Genomic DNA, 14,845 nt, shown 5'->3' on the forward strand with positions numbered 1-14,845 from the left:
AAATTATCGTTCGCGACTCGTCGTTACGGGCTCTCTCCGTGTCGTGGCGAGGCCGCCTGGCCACCAGTTCCAGTCGCCTGCGATACGAAGGAGCGCGGGACCGATCACAATACGTACAAGTGTCGCGTCGATGAACACGGCTATCGCCAACGTAAATCCGATCATCTTGACCACCAGGAAGTCTCCGATGGTGAATGCCGCAAAGACCACAATCATGATTGCGGCGGCACTCGTAATGAGGCCTGCGGTTCTAGCCATGCCCTCTGGAATCGCATCTATTTCACTGAGTCCGCTTCTTCTGGCTTCGAGAACGCGCGCGACCAGAAAGACCTCGTAGTCCATGCTTAATCCGAAGACAATGGCGAAAGCGACGATTGGAACAAGGGGAAACACGCTACCGGTTCCCCCAGGAACTCCCAGGAACCTGCTTCCGTGTCCGTCCTGGAAGACGAAAACTAATGCTCCAAAGGATGCCGCGACCGACAGCAGGTTGAGTGCAATGGCCTTCAGGGCTGCGAAGATTGATCGGAAACCACAGAGCAATGCAAGGAGCGTTCCGCCCACTACCAGCGCCGTTACCGACGGGAAACGGTCTTTGATAATCGTTTCGTAATCGGCGTTGAGCGCTGGAATGCCCCCGACGAGAAGGGTTGCTCCAGGCACGCCTGTGAGAGCGGGCGCGCCGGTCTTCCGAAGCTCCCGTACCCAAGCTACCTGGTCACGCAGGGAGACCGAACCCTTGGGTATCACCTCAAGCAACGCCGCCCGTCCGTCGCTACTCAGAAACGTTCGACGCGTCTCCCGCGAGAGGCCACTAAGAGAAGACCGGTTGCCCTCCGCAAGCGTAGTGATGGAAATCACGCGATCACAACGAGGGTCGCTTGCGAGCCGTTTTGTAAGATGATCGAGCACATTCCACCCCGCGTCGGTTTGCGCGATGGAATCCGTTGGAAGTTCGACGATGACGCGCAGCGATTCAACAACGCCGTCTCGGTCCATCTGTTCGAGGGTGTGGAGCGCATGGACTGATTCCGCTGTCTTCGGAAGCCAATCCCCTCTGGGGAGACTGGTATCCAGGTGTCTGGCCTGCCAGGCGAGCAGAAGCAAAGGAGTTCCTGCCACAACGAGGGCAAGCCAAGGATGCGCGACGATCACTTTCCCCCAGCCGCGCCAGCGGTCTCCCGTACGCGCGGCCCGATTCGCATCCAACTTAGGAGTAAACGGTAATCGGCCAAGGTTGATCCGGGTACCGAGTAAAGCCAAGACCGCCGGAACGAGGGTATTTGTAAGCAACACACTCATTCCTGCCACCAGGAATCCCGCGATACCGATGGAACGTATTTCGCTTATCGGAACCGTCAGGAGGGCTAGAAAGCCAATGGCTACCGTTGATGCTGAAATCAAGAGCGTGTGACCTGCCTGACGCGCCGCGATGACCGATGCCTCGGGTCCGCTGTGTCCGGCGGAGATCGCTTCGCGGAAGCGGCTGACCATGAGGAGCGCGTAGTCGATTCCCAGGCCCAAGCCAAGCATTGTGGCTAAATTCTGAACCAGAATGGACAAGTGCCAACGCTGGGCCAGCAATCCCGTAATCGCCAGTGTGGTCGCAATGGCAAGCTGGCCAACCGCCAATGGAATGAAGGCGGCCATCAGGCTTCCAAAAGCCAATAGAAGAAGTGCGAGCGTCGCGGGGATCACGAGTTTTTCGCCCCGTTGCACGTCGTCGGCGCTAGCTTTGCGGATGTCAAAATTCAGCGGAATTTCGCCTGTGAGCTCGAGCTTCACTGCCGGATAACGGCCTCGCAGTTGATTTTCCAGAGAGCTCGCCAACTGGTGAAGCTTCGGGACAAGCGACTCCACTGGACCGTCTGACGACGTGAGTCCCACGAGAATAAACGTTCCCCCTCCCCGGCCCAGAAAGATCGGGTCGCGCAACTCGAGGTAGGACACCACTCCTGAGACGCCGGGCTGCTCTTTCAGTGCTGCCACTATGGTTTCTAACGCTTGGCCGCCTGCCTCTGTGTCCGCTGGTGGAACCCCCTGGATTACCAGGACCACACGGTCCACAAACGGCGACCGAAAACGATCGGCTAGCTCCTGCCGGACCGTTTCAGCCTGGCTCCCTTCGACACGGGTTGCGGTCTCCAGGTGGCGCTCTGCGTGAAAAGAGAAGGGAAGAAGTGCAATGGCTGCTGCTAATACGATCCCGGACACCCAAAAACGGCGCACATGCATAGCATTGATCATGTCATATAAGATTGTCGTCACTGAAGCTCCCGGTATCGTTTGTATACACTTGCGCGGGACTAACCTAAGATAGTTTTCGAGTTTGCTAAACTCTTCCCCGTCAGTTTTAGGAGGATCAATTCATACCCTACTGTTGCTTATACTGCTTGCCGGTTTCCAACCTGGAGCGGCAGATCCTCGTGTTGGCTCCTGGACCCTCATCTCCGCGCAGTCCAGTCTGGATCCTCCGAACCGGCTCTCCATTACACCTCTGCATGACGGGGTGCATGTCGTCATGTCTGGAGAAAGCCGCCTCGATTTCACCGCGAATTGGAGCGGACCCGAGTCGTCCGCGACAGGCAATCTCGGGTTCAATCAAATTGGGCTTCGCAGAATTGGCAAGAGGGAGGCGGAGGTCAAAGAAAAAAAAGATGGGGCTGCTGTAGCGACGATTAGGGAAAAAATTTCGAATGATGGAAATGAGCTTACAACGACGACTACGGCTGCGGGCAAAGCCGATCAGATCACCGTGTGGACGCGAAGCGGAGGCGCGAAGGTCGCCAATGACCTGTTCGCAGGCGAGTGGACGCAAGATCTCAGCAAGACCCGTTTGCGGCAAGGTTTGGTGCTGAAAATCGAGCCGGATGGAAGCGGGGGAATCCGTTTTCTAGGAGATTTCAGCTATACCGCCCGTTTTGACGGAAAGCAATACGATCTGAAGAACTCGCGCAACGATACCGTGACCCTTGAACTTGTCGATCCTCACACGGTGGATGCGATCTACCGGCGGGACAATCAAGTCACCCAAAAGGACACGTGGGTGATTTCCGCGGACGGGCAGCAGATGACACTATCTACCGCTGGCTCGTTGGAAACGGGCCAGCGGGTAACAGAGAAACTCTTGTTTAAGAAGCAGTAACGGATAATGCGTCTGGCAACGCTTCGGAGCAATCCAGAATCGGAGTGCCCCGTGGCACCTCGTCTGCCTCACGAGGAGCGATCGAGATGATCCCCTTGCGGTGCATGAATTTCAGGATGCCGTTGACGGTATCTTCCAGCGATGGATCCGCTTTGCCCCACACGGAGGCATCCCGGGCCATCTGATACGAGGAGTTGTCATAGCGTTTGAACTCCATCGATGAGATGTTGTCGACAGAGCCGACCAGAAAATCCAGTAGCGGGAAAAGAAGATCTTCCTTACGGCATCTCCGGATGAGTTCGGGAACGAAATCGGGAAGGCTGTAGGCTTCGAATTGCCGGCCAGTCGCCTGAGTGATCAGCCCGGTGATGTCCATCATGTTGGAATAGTCGTCTCGCACGATGTGGTATGTCTTGTTCGCTGTGCCAGGTGTGGTGGAGATTGCAACGATGTTGTTCGCTACGATGTCGGCCGGAACAAAGCTGACCTGATTGAGTGTATCGACACCAATGCCGTGGTTGACCATAAAAGCAACTAACCGAACCGCGATATCGAAGTTGTTGCCTCCGCCTGTGACCGAGGGGCTGACGAGAGCCGGCCGGAAGACACGCGCAGAAAGTCCCCGTCTGCGGGCGTCGAATACCACCTGTTCTGCTACCCATTTCGATTGGCTGTAGCCGAAATCGAGAAGCTCCATGTCTTCGTTATGGTCGGTTTCATACAGGACGGATTTGACCGCCCAGCCGAATACGAAGGTTGTCGAGACGTAATTGAACTCTTTGGGGCGTCCCTCGAAGGCCAATCTCACGACCTCATTGGTTCCCAGCACGTTTGCGTCGCGCATCAGGTCGTAGTTGAACAGGTAGTTCACGGTTGCACCGTTATGGAACACCGTGTCAATCTCACTCGCGAGGAGATCCCATACGTCCTGGGTCAGGCCCAGATTTGGCTGCCCCAAATCGCCGCAGATGGGGATCACGCGGTCCTCGAACATCTCCATCAGCTCTGCCTCGCATGGGCCCATTGACTCCATGGCAGCTCTCAGTCTTTGCCTGCCCTGAATTTCGTCGGAAGATCTGACAAGAACATGGATCTTCGCCTGTGTCTGTTCCAGCAGGCTCTTCATAAGGAATGGCCCAATGAAGCCGGTCCCGCCAGTGAGCAACACGTGATTCGGCATTGGGGTGTCCGGCACGGGCGCTGGCACCGGCGGCTCGAAGACGAGCTTACGATCGTTGGTCATCATCTCCTTCTCGGCGGCGCTCTGCTCTTCGCGGAAGGTCGCAAGGGAATGACGCAGATGAACGATTGCCTCTTCGGGAGCGTTCTCCAGCATCTCGGCCAGTCCAAAGAGCTCGGCTACGCTGACACGCTGAATGACACCAATATCTACTTGTCGCGCCAGCATCTCGGCGCCCTTGTCTTTCAGGAGCTCCTTGAGCTCATGCATGAACACAACAAGATCCAGGGAATCCAGGCCGGCTTCGACGAGGTTGTACGATTCCTGACCTGTCAGGTTGTATCTGGCCTTCAATTCGGCGAAAGAGGAGTTTGCATAGACTTCGGACGCGCAGTTTCCGGCATCCTTCTCCCGCGAAAAGTCGGAGAGAACGGTGAACTCACCTTGCAGCCACATCTGCTTGGTCTTGTGGCGCATGATCTTCCCCGAACTCGTTCTCGGGATCGCGCGTGGCGCGATGAGGGAGATGACGGCCACTTCTACGTTGAGATAGTTCCGGACTGCGGCAGCAATCTTTCGTGCTTCGGGAAGCGACCTGGGATTTTTGACTTCGGCGACGATTGCCAGCGCAGGCTCGCTGTCTTCCTGAATCTGGAACGCGGCGACGCAGTTGTGCCGGATCAGACCGGATGATTTCTCTACGACGTTCTCAATGTCATGCGGGTAATAGTTCTGTCCGCGGAGAATGATCATGTCCTTGATGCGGCTGCAGACGTAAAGCTCGCCATCGTGGAAGAATCCGATGTCCCCCGTACGGAGGTAGCCGTCGTCGTAGGGAGTATCGTCAACAAGCCGCGCCCGAAACTGCTTCAGAGTCAATTCCGGATTATTCCAATAACCCAGGCACTTGCCGCTTCCGGCGACCCAAATTTCGCCGATGCGGTCGGGCTTAAGGGCGAAATGCCCCTCCGGATCCACGATCTTCACGTCAAGACCCGGGAGCGGGGTTCCACAACTGACAATCTGCGTGGCCCCGTCAATTTCAGAGACCTCAGTCGTCATGCGGGCCTTGCCAAGGGCGAGGGCGCGCTTATTGACGGAGACGATGTTGCGACCGCCGAGGGTGACCGCCAGAGTATTCTCAGCCAGCCCGTAAGCGACGTAGAAACTCTCGGACTTCAGTCCATAAGACTGGAACGCCTCTAGAAACCGGGTATAGGTATCAGCCTTTACAGGTTCGGCAGCGCACATCAAGACGCGAAGCGAGCTGAGATCACACGCGTCGAGGCTGTCTTTGGAAAGCCTCCCGGCGCGGAGGCAATAGTCGTAGGCGAAGTTGGGTGCAGCGGTCGCGGTGGCGCGGTAGGCGGTAATCGCATCGAACCACAGGATCGGCCGCTGAATGAAGTCCATGGGAGCGAACCCGTACGTCGTGCCGCCTTTCAGCGCTGGATAGAGGTAGCACCCGATCAGCCCCATATCGTGATACTGCGGAAGCCAGGAAACGACGACCGGAGAGGGGTGGTCGATCACAAGCGCATAAGTATTCAGGATGTTTTCGTGCGTGACGATCACGCCTTTGGGCTCCATCGTGGATCCCGACGTGTACTGGAGAAATAAGATCTTCGAAGAATCTATGGCCACATCGTAAGGGATCGTATCTACGAAATCTTCCGTGGGGATCCATGGAAGCCCGGAGATGTAATCCACATCAACGCCGGACGCGGAAACTCCGCTTCTGGCGAGATTCGTCTTGAGGGATGCGTGATAGTCTCTGCTCGTTAGAATGCCAGCTGCCTGGCAATCCTTCGCGATGTGGACCATCTTGTATAGGGCGCTCTGGAAGCCACGCGAACTGGGCGGATAGACCGGAACGGGTATCAATCCGGCGCGCACGCAACCAAAGAATGCGCAGATCATTTCGAGTCCGGGCGGGTAGGCAAGCAGAACTCGATCTCCCGCCGCGAAACGGCCGCCTTTCCGCAAATGCCCGGCTATCGCCTGTGCGCGGCGAAGAAACGACGCGTAGGTGTAGCTTTCGATCGGATCACCATTTACGTCGAGATACGAATAAAGGAGTTTGTCCGGGTGCTCATCTGCCAGCCTGTCCAGGTGGCTTAAAATCGACGCCTTCATCAATCAGCGATCCTCCAAGGTTGAATAGAACGCAAGTCAGTAAACGAAACATCCCTCCCCAGGGAGCGTGGTGCAACACAATTGAGTCTCGAACGCAGAGCTCCATTGTGAGCCGACTGTGAGAATATACGCGTAATTTCTTCTCGGCATAAGCGTCGCTCGGCTCGCTGGGGCGCGGATGTTCTCCTTTTTTGCCGCACACGACGCGAAGGGGACTTGCGGAACTCCGCCGAGCTTCTATGGCTCATGCAGGAGCCCCATTCGTTACAGATCATTGGTGGATATATGTTAGCAAAGTATTGCGGCAATGCGATGTGTCATCCGTGCCACGTATGTGGCACGACACCCGGGGGTGTCTCATCCCGAATTCACTTGATTGTCCTTACAGGCTCAAACTAGAATTATTCTGCGAGGCAGTCGGCGGCGCGACAACGATTTCGCTGCGGGTCAGGCGACAGACGCGACGTAAGCGCCCGGCCAATTACCATGATCGCGGAGGAGCCGGGTGACGTTCGAAACCGAAGCAATGATCGCTCAAGAGCCAGAAACGGCGGATCTTGTACCACCCGAAGCCTCAGTAGTGCCGATTATTGAATCAGTTGGCGCGTCATCCTTCCCGAAAGTCTTACGGCGTCGCCTGGACAGGTTTTTTGCTGATCCGAGCATTTCGCCCAAAGCGGACCGTGCGATGTGGGTCAAGATCGCTGTGGGGCTGGCAGTCCTCGTGGGAACGTGGATTGTTCTATATACATTCAGGCCGGACTCCTGGAAGTTTGTTGCCATCTACCTTTTGGGCGGCCTCGCACAGACGTTTCTTTTGCTGAACATCGCCCACGATAGCAATCACAACGCGATCTCGTCCCGGCCGCTCGTCAACAAAACCCTGAATTATGTCTTCGATTTGTGCGGAATCAGCTCCTATATGTGGCGGATCCTCCACCACCGGGGCCATCACTCCTGCATCAATTTACATGGCGAAGATGATGCACTCTCCGGGCGCGGCATCTTTCGCTTTACGCCCTACGAGTCCCGTGCGCCCTGGCACCGGTTCCAGCACATCTACGCGCTATTCTTGTACGCGATGTTTTCTCTGGACTATGTGTTTGTTAGAGACTTCCAGCACTTTTTCCTCCCGACCCACGGATATCTGAAACGCACCAAGCACCCTCTGCGGGAATACGTCACTCTCTTTGCAGGCAAAGCCTTTTACCTCACTTATATGCTTATTTTGCCAGTGCTGGTGCTCGGGAAATCGCCTCTACTGGTCGCCGGGGCGTTCCTTCTGGTCCATCTGATCGTCGGATTATCCGTAACGCTCGTATTTCAGACGACGCACACCATCGACAGCACCTACTTTCCCGCGGACCGGAGCGAGTTTGACAACGGCGTGTATCACATCTTCGCGACAACAGCCGACTATGCGACCGAAAACCCCCTTGTCGGTTGGCTCGCCGGCGGCCTCAACCATCACATCGTCCACCATCTATGTCCTTTCGTGTGCCACACCCACTACGCTCCGCTGACCAGGATCGTGAAGGAGACCGCCGAAGAGTTCGGGGTCCCCTATCGGCAGCACACAACCATGACACAGGCAATCCGGCACCATCTAATACTCTTGAAGCAATTGGGGAACGAAAACTGATTCTGTTTTATCTTTTACCTATGGGCTCGCTATTCCTTCCTACAAGTGACGTGAAGTTTCCCCCGATTCAAGGCAGGTACCAGGAAGGCACGGTATGACCACATCCACGCCTATTCCCGCCGTTTCCCGATTTCGAAGCTTTGCTGATTCTGTTGCAATGGCTCGCAATCCCGTGCCGGTTTTGGCCAGATATACGGAAACTTTTGGCGACACCTTTCGGTTTTATTTGGGTGGTCTCAAAGAGGCGATCGTTACTATCGATCCCGCCATTATTCAGCACGTGTTGAAGACCAATGCGGAGAACTATCAAAAGTCTGAGATTCAAGTAAAACGGATGGGCCACTTCCTTGGGAAAGGTCTTCTGACCACCCACGGAGAGGCCTGGCGCACCCAGAGGCGTCTCATCCAGAAAGGCTTCGATAGGAAGCAACTCGATGCGCTGTCCTCAATCATGCAGGACTCCCTTGCTGAGTCACTCCGTGATTTCGACCGACAGATCCACAACGGCCCTGTCGACATCTATCCCCAGCTAATGAAGATTACCTTCGCGATGGTCGCCAGATCACTGTTTGGCGCGTCTTTGAAAGACGAAGACATCGATCTGGTCAGCCACACCATCTGCACTGTTCAGGAGTTCATCGTTCGGCAGACCCTTCAGCCCTATCTGAATCCCTGGTTCGCCGCCTCGGGCGAACTGCGCCGGCACGAAGAGATGCGGACTCGCGCAGACGCCGTTTTGATGGAATACATCAAGAGACGCCGCAAGGAACCACCCCGTCCCGATCTGCTGCAGACTCTAATGGATGCGCGTTACACCGATGGCGAAGGGATGCCCGACGAGCTCATCCTGAGCGAGAGCATGCAACTTCTGGTCGCCGGCCATGAAACATCGTCGAATGCGTTATCGTGGCTTCTTTATCTTTTGAGCTCGCGTCCGGATTGTCTCGAAAAGATGCGGCAGGAGTTTGATTCCGTGCTCGGCGATGAGCCTTTGAGCCATGGCCACGTTCCAAAGTTCGAGTTCGCGACTCAGGTCATTCAGGAGGCGCTCCGCCTCTACCCGCCATTTTGGATGATCGACCGCATGGCTGTTGCAGACGATCGCGTTGGTGACGTCGCCATACCTCGTGGATCGATGGTCATTGTGTATGTGTACGGTGCGCATCATGCTCCGCGGCACTGGCAAGATCCTGAGGTTTTTGATACTGAACGTTTCGTGAAAGCGAACGATAAGCTGCGCACGCCTTTTACCTACCTTCCGTTCGGGGGCGGCCCGCGAGGCTGTATCGGCGGAAATTATGCGATGCTGCAGATCCTCATGATCTTGAGCGATTTGCTCAGAAAATACGACTTCCAGCTGGCTCCCGGCCAGACGATTGAAGCTCGCCCGATGGTCATCCTGCGGCCCAAGCACGGAATTCGCATGACGTTCACCAATGCTGTCACGTCTGCCCCGCATCTCACGACTTTAGTGTAGGGGCATTGCAGAATTTTCGGGATCAAACACATACCATCCGAATCCGTAGCAAGGCATCGGTTCAGACGTTTTGCAGGGCAGGGCGCAGTCATCTTCCGGGTGGATCACTCACACCGTCGGTGTGCTCTTGGCCGACATGACGACGAGGTGCATTAGAGCCAATCGTTTTTGTTGATATTCGACATATAGATGTCGCGACAGCCCATCAACAAATCCCGATAGATGTCGATTGATTCAACGTCGCGGTTCAAATGATCAAGAACGTCACGGAAATAAATCCGTGACAACTGCCCCATGAACTGCACCTCTCCCCGCGTCAGTTTGCCTTGAATCTTCCGCTGCTGCGTCATGATACGGCCAAGGTTGAGCAACTTTGAACCGACCATTCAATACCAGTACGGCGATCGCACCTTCGAATACGGCGGGAAACCAAGCAACCGACAAAAGGGTAGCCTGCTGCGGCTGCAGTTGCAGTTCAACTATTAAGAGCGGCGGTTTGGATTTGTGGAACGAGAGCGAGGGATGAGATGAAAATCTGTGCAGTCTTTACGCGGGTCTTTTTACTCCTGATTCTCTTTGTCTCGTCAGGCTTTACCCAGACACTCCAGGGGGCAGGCAGCACCCTTCCGTATCCACTCTATTCCAAGTGGTTTGAGAGCTACAGGAAACTTAGTCCCGAGGTTATAATCCAGTAGCGGCCAACGGGTCCGGCGTTGGTGTCGAAGAGTTAATCGCCGGTAGAGTGGACTTTACTGGCTCCGACACACCAATGACCCAGGAGCAGCAAGCGAAGCTCGGCTATTCTGGAAGCTGTGGTGACGGTTTAAATGGCGTCAATACCGAGTTGAAGTTTACCGTAACAGCGTTAGCGGGAATCTATCTGGGAAAGATCAGGATGTGGAGCGATCCTGAGATCGCTGATGCAAATCCGAACGCATGACTCCCTGATGAAAAAAACATTGTTGTGCATCGCTCCGACGACAGCGACACGACTTATCTTTGGACGGAATTCCTCAGTCGAGTCAGCCCGGAGTGGAAGGCCGGTCCGGGGACGGGCCTGAACGTGAAGTGGCCGGTGGGTCTGGGGGCGAAGAGGGACGATGGTGGGAAGATCTTGTGATTGGCCCTACAGGTGACTACGGTATCAAAGACTTAGTTAGTGGTATCTCTAACTCAATTGGTTATGTGCAGCTTCACTATGCCATTGAGAATCCTCTGCCGTACGGCGATGTTCAGAGCGCCACTGGTGGGTTCGTGCGAGCTGCTGAATCGAGCGTTATGGCTGCGGCACTGAGTGCGGTTCCGGATAACTTCCGCGGCTCGATTGAGAGCGAACCGGGGCAGGGCGTCTATCCCATATCCTCTTTCAGCTGGTTCATAGTTCCTGTGAAAATGAAGGATCTATCGGAGGCGAAGGCAATGGCCGATTTCCTGAGATGGATGCTCAAAGATGGACAAACCTCGGTCGACGCGCGGCACTACGTGAAGCTCCCTCCGTCGGTAGTCGATAAGGCGATGCAGGAGATCTCTCGGATCCCCTGAATACACGGATGACGGTAGTCGAGAGATTTTGGTCCCTCCTGCCATAATTCAAATTTAGGTTCTGAAGTTTCTCCCAGGCTTAACCGCCGTGGGAGGACTGCGCTCCCACGATCGAACGTGGGCACCTACGCGGCTCAGTGTTCGCGTATGAACCTGCATCCCAATGATCGATTTCGACCGTTAACTGCGCGTTAACAAATAGAGCGAGCAACAGAGGAAGAAGTGTCACTTTCTGGGCCCGTTCTAGGTCCAATCAGAGACAAATTGGATGACATGGAACCAATTTGCTCTCTTTGGAATCGAATACAGAGGGAAATATGCTTGAACTGACCCAGGAGAATCAAACACGTTCGGACCAAGGTGACATCACCCAGCTTCTAGTCAGATGGCGAGAAGGCGATGAATCGGCACTCAATCGGCTTACCGCGATGGTCTATGACGACCTTGTTCGTGTCGCCAAGGTCCGATTGAGGGGCGAGTCGAAGGCGCCAACCTTGCAGCCTACGGCTCTTGTTCACGAAGTTTATCTACGGTTGGCAAATCAGACGCATATGCAGGTGGAGAACCGAATCCACTTCTTCGCCATCGCCGCGAACACGATGAGGCGGCTTCTGATCGAACATGCGCGACGACGTCTGGCGCGTAAGCGGAATGGAGGGATAAGGGCTACATTCCATCCAGACCTCAATGTAGCCGGTCATGAGAAAGGACTCGATGTGCTTTCGCTCGACGACGCTCTGAGTAAACTGGCCACTTTCGACAAAAGGAAGAGCCGGGTGATTGAGTTGAAATTTTTTGGCGGCATGACCTCGGAAGAGATCGGCTTGTGTGTCGGCATCTCAGTGGCCACGGTAGGCCGCGAGCTTCGGCTGGGACAAGCTTGGCTCAGAAGAGAGATGTCATACAACTCCGCGTGAGGGCGGCATGAAAATAGATCGCTGGGAGCTCATCGAGATGATCTTCCAACGGGCGTTGGAAAGTCCGCCAGAGCGTCGGAGTGAAGAGGTCCGAGCTCTTTGCGGAGGTGACGAAGAGCTGGCTTCCGAGGTCAACTCGCTCCTTCGCTACGAGCATGAAGCTGAAGTGGAGCTTCAGAACATGCTGGCTGATGAATTGAGCTCTCTCGAGTCGGTTGAGAGTTCTTCGGAGATCGGAGGCAAGGTCGGCCCGTACCAACTGGTGCGGGAGCTTGACAGTGGCGGAATGGGTGTCGTCTACCTGGCGGTGCGATCGGACAATCAATACTTTCAGATCGTCGCGATCAAAATGATTCGAAGGGGTGTCGCGTCATCAGAGGTCATTCAGAGATTTCGTGATGAACGTCAGATACTGGCAACCCTGACGCACCCAAATATCGGAGTGATCCTTGACGGAGGAGAGACGGAAGATGGGCGTCCCTTTATCGTAATGGAGTACGTCGAAGGGCAGCCCATCACCGCAGCCAGTGCCGCCAGAGGGCTGGGCGTAAGACAGAAGATCGACTTATTTCGCTCGGTGTGTTCTGCAGTTCACCACGCTCATCAAAAGCTCATTATCCATCGAGATATTAAGCCGGACAACGTGTTGGTAACTCCCGAGGGCGTCGTCAAGCTGATCGACTTCGGGATCGCGAAGCCGTTGGTGCAGGAGTCGTTCCTCAATGAACGTTCTCCGACAGAGAGCTGGCAACGGTTGATGACTCCGGACTATGCGAGTCCTGAACAACTGCTTGGAAAACAGCTCTCGACGGCGACTGACGTCTATTCGCTCGGAGTTCTACTCTTCGAGCTTCTTACTGGCTCGCGACCATACAGGCTGGCCGGCCTAAGTCCTGGAGAAGCAGAGCGAGTTGTGCTGGAGGAGGAACGGGCCAATCCGAGCTCGGTTAAAGATCTTCCGGCTCAGATCCGCAGGGAATTGTCGGGTGATCTCGACACAATAATCCTCAAGGCTCTACAGCAAGAGCCATCCAGACGATATCTTTCGGTTCAGCATCTAGAGGAAGATCTGCACCGGTTTCTGCGGGGACAGCCTATAGCGGCCCGAAGACCTTCCACTCTCTACGTGCTTGGGAAGCTTTTGAAGCGCTATAGGACGGCGATGTTGGTGACCAGCACGAGTATCCTGATGCTCGCAGTCTTCCTCTTCGGTTATGCGTGGCAGATTAGTGTGGCAGACCGAAGGGTCAGCGAGGTACGTGGCCTTGCGGATTCCGCCATCTCGGAGATGACTGACAAGCTACAGCAGTCGTCAACCTCCACCGAAGCACAGGCTGCCTTGTTTCACCGAGCTCTGCTTTATCTAAACCAACTAAACGTTAAGACTGGAGATAATCCCCGACTCCTGTTGGAGATCTCGAAGGCATATATACGGGTGGGTGATCTGGAGGGATCTCCCTTTGTCGCAAACCTTGGCAATTCCGGCACGGCGGTCACCAGCTATCAAAACGCTCTGCGGACGGCGATGGAGGCGAAGGCCAAACTGAATATCCCGGAGAGTACGGCGGCTGTGATCAAGGCACACCAGCGTCTCGGAGACATCTATACCTTCCTCGGGGATGTGCGGTCAGCGACCGAGGAGTACCAGAGTGGTCTCGCCTTGGCTCGTCCATTCTGGCAGAAGAGCCCGCAAGATCCAATGCGCATCGAGATGTTGACGATGATCTACGCCGGAATGGGAGACGTAGCGCTCGATAAACTTCGTCCGGATGAAGCATTGGCTCACTATCTCGAGGCTACCGCGATCTCTGGAGATCAACCGAATGGTGACGAAGCGCACGACCGGTTCCTTGCAGACCTTCACCTGCGAAGGGCCGCCGCACTGAATGAACTCGGAGATCAGCGGGAGACCTTACGCCAAGTGGAAGAGGCGATCCATCTGACCGAGGCGCTGATACAGAGATTTGCTTCTTCCATTCAGACACGCCGCGAGCTCTTACTCGCTTACCAGCGCATGGTGCTTACGCTTTCAGGAAGAAGCTTTCTGAATCTCAGCGAGTCGAAACAGGCACAAGTCTACGCGCGCAAGATGCTTCAGATTGCAGAGTTGCTTTCAGTAAGCGACAGTAGGAACGCGCAGGCCAGCTACGATATGGCTGTTTCCATGTCAATCATGGGCGATGCCTATCGGCAAGTCATGCCGGAAGAAGCGGCGTCGTGGTATCGGAGATCGATTGCTTTGACGAAGAATCTGGAGCCCCTTTATGCGGCCGAGACGAAACACAGAATCGCAGTGCGGGACGAGGCGCTCGCAGATGTGTTGCTTCGGCCAAAGGAGGCAACAGAACGCCTCTCTGCACTGCGCGAGGCTAATCAGATTCGTCAGGCTCTGGCAGAGACCAGCCCACATGGCAGGTTGCACCTGTTGGGATCCTACTGCAAGCTCAGCGACGCTGAACTTAGCGTCAACGATATATCCGGCGCGAAGCGAGACGCAGATGCCGCATTACCGTTGTTGTATGAGTTCAATGATTCATCCCCGAGCTTGCAGGTTTTGCGAAATGTTGGTCTATGTCTTGAAACAGAGGGGAATCTACAACGCTATCTGGCGTTCGCTCTGGGAGCATCATCCTCGGAAAAGCGCTCCGCTGAAGAAGCAGCGCGCACGTATTACCGATCGAGTGAGCAGGTTTGGGATGAGTGGGTCCGACGCGGGGCAGAGACTCCCGAGAGCAAGAGAGAGAGCATGCGCGTCAGGCGTCTGATTGACGACCTCCCGTCAGAGAAGATGCGGCTGCTCTGATCG

General features: G+C 55.3%; 9 protein-coding genes and 1 pseudogene. 7 read left to right on the top strand and 3 right to left on the bottom strand.

Features of this window, described 5'->3' with window-relative positions; genetic code table 11:
* Positions 1–3 precede the first annotated feature (3 nt).
* On the bottom strand, positions 4–2,268 hold the full coding sequence (locus RBB76_RS22745) for an MMPL family transporter (protein ID WP_429630936.1): 2,265 nt from the start codon (positions 2,266–2,268) through the stop codon (positions 4–6).
* Positions 2,269–2,521: 253 nt separating this feature from the next.
* Between RBB76_RS22745 and RBB76_RS22750 the strand changes: the two genes are divergently transcribed.
* Positions 2,522–3,145 carry a hypothetical protein gene (locus RBB76_RS22750; RefSeq protein ID WP_429630934.1) on the top strand — a complete coding sequence of 208 codons (624 nt, stop codon included), beginning with the start codon at positions 2,522–2,524 and terminating at the stop codon, positions 3,143–3,145.
* Here RBB76_RS22750 and RBB76_RS22755 read toward each other — a convergent pair.
* A complete protein-coding gene (locus RBB76_RS22755) occupies positions 3,132–6,461 on the bottom strand; it encodes a thioester reductase domain-containing protein (RefSeq protein ID WP_429630932.1) in 3,330 nt (1,109 codons plus the stop codon). The genes RBB76_RS22750 and RBB76_RS22755 overlap by 14 nt on opposite strands.
* Before the next feature lie 505 nt (positions 6,462–6,966).
* Between RBB76_RS22755 and RBB76_RS22760 the strand changes: the two genes are divergently transcribed.
* Together RBB76_RS22760 and RBB76_RS22765 are read left to right on the top strand one after the other, a co-directional pair.
* Positions 6,967–8,103 carry a fatty acid desaturase family protein gene (locus RBB76_RS22760; protein ID WP_429630930.1) on the top strand — a complete coding sequence of 379 codons (1,137 nt, stop codon included), beginning with the start codon at positions 6,967–6,969 and terminating at the stop codon, positions 8,101–8,103.
* A 94-nt stretch (positions 8,104–8,197) separates the two neighbouring features.
* Entirely contained in the window at positions 8,198–9,580 is a 1,383-nt protein-coding gene (locus tag RBB76_RS22765; protein ID WP_429630928.1) for a cytochrome P450, read from the top strand.
* A 152-nt stretch (positions 9,581–9,732) separates the two neighbouring features.
* Here the strand turns inward: RBB76_RS22765 and RBB76_RS22770 are convergent, their stop codons facing one another.
* The gene (locus RBB76_RS22770) at positions 9,733–9,966 is read right to left on the bottom strand and encodes a CorA family divalent cation transporter (RefSeq protein WP_429630926.1); all 234 of its coding nucleotides are present in this window, start codon (positions 9,964–9,966) and stop codon (positions 9,733–9,735) included.
* 317 nt (positions 9,967–10,283) lie between these two features.
* Between RBB76_RS22770 and RBB76_RS22775 the strand changes: the two are divergent.
* The 4 genes and pseudogenes from RBB76_RS22775 to RBB76_RS22790 all read left to right on the top strand — a co-directional run.
* Positions 10,284–10,520: pseudogene (locus tag RBB76_RS22775) on the top strand (phosphate ABC transporter substrate-binding protein PstS); the annotation flags it as partial.
* A 176-nt stretch (positions 10,521–10,696) separates the two neighbouring features.
* On the top strand, positions 10,697–11,122 hold the full coding sequence (locus RBB76_RS22780; RefSeq protein WP_429630922.1) for a PstS family phosphate ABC transporter substrate-binding protein: 426 nt from the start codon (positions 10,697–10,699) through the stop codon (positions 11,120–11,122).
* A 317-nt stretch (positions 11,123–11,439) separates the two neighbouring features.
* Positions 11,440–12,039 (top strand): ECF-type sigma factor, encoded by a 600-nt coding sequence (locus RBB76_RS22785; protein ID WP_429630920.1) that lies wholly within the window; start codon positions 11,440–11,442, stop codon positions 12,037–12,039.
* Positions 12,040–12,046: 7 nt separating this feature from the next.
* Positions 12,047–14,842 (top strand): protein kinase domain-containing protein, encoded by a 2,796-nt coding sequence (locus RBB76_RS22790; protein WP_429630918.1) that lies wholly within the window; start codon positions 12,047–12,049, stop codon positions 14,840–14,842.
* Positions 14,843–14,845 lie beyond the last annotated feature (3 nt).

It is taken from the genome of Tunturiibacter psychrotolerans (assembly GCF_051013365.1).
In the GTDB taxonomy this organism is placed as follows: Bacteria; Acidobacteriota; Terriglobia; order Terriglobales; family Acidobacteriaceae; genus Edaphobacter; species Edaphobacter psychrotolerans_A.

Bases quoted from the DNA above. Each gene is read 5' to 3' on its own strand.
- RBB76_RS22755 (WP_429630932.1), bottom strand. From the start codon at position 6,461: ATGAAGGCGTCGATTTTAAGCCACCTGGACAGGCTGGCAGATGAGCAC.
- RBB76_RS22750 (WP_429630934.1), top strand. From the start codon at position 2,522: ATGTCTGGAGAAAGCCGCCTCGATTTCACCGCGAATTGGAGCGGACCC.
- RBB76_RS22790 (WP_429630918.1), top strand. From the start codon at position 12,047: ATGAAAATAGATCGCTGGGAGCTCATCGAGATGATCTTCCAACGGGCG.
- RBB76_RS22765 (WP_429630928.1), top strand. From the start codon at position 8,198: ATGACCACATCCACGCCTATTCCCGCCGTTTCCCGATTTCGAAGCTTT.
- RBB76_RS22770 (WP_429630926.1), bottom strand. From the start codon at position 9,966: ATGGTCGGTTCAAAGTTGCTCAACCTTGGCCGTATCATGACGCAGCAG.
- RBB76_RS22785 (WP_429630920.1), top strand. From the start codon at position 11,440: ATGCTTGAACTGACCCAGGAGAATCAAACACGTTCGGACCAAGGTGAC.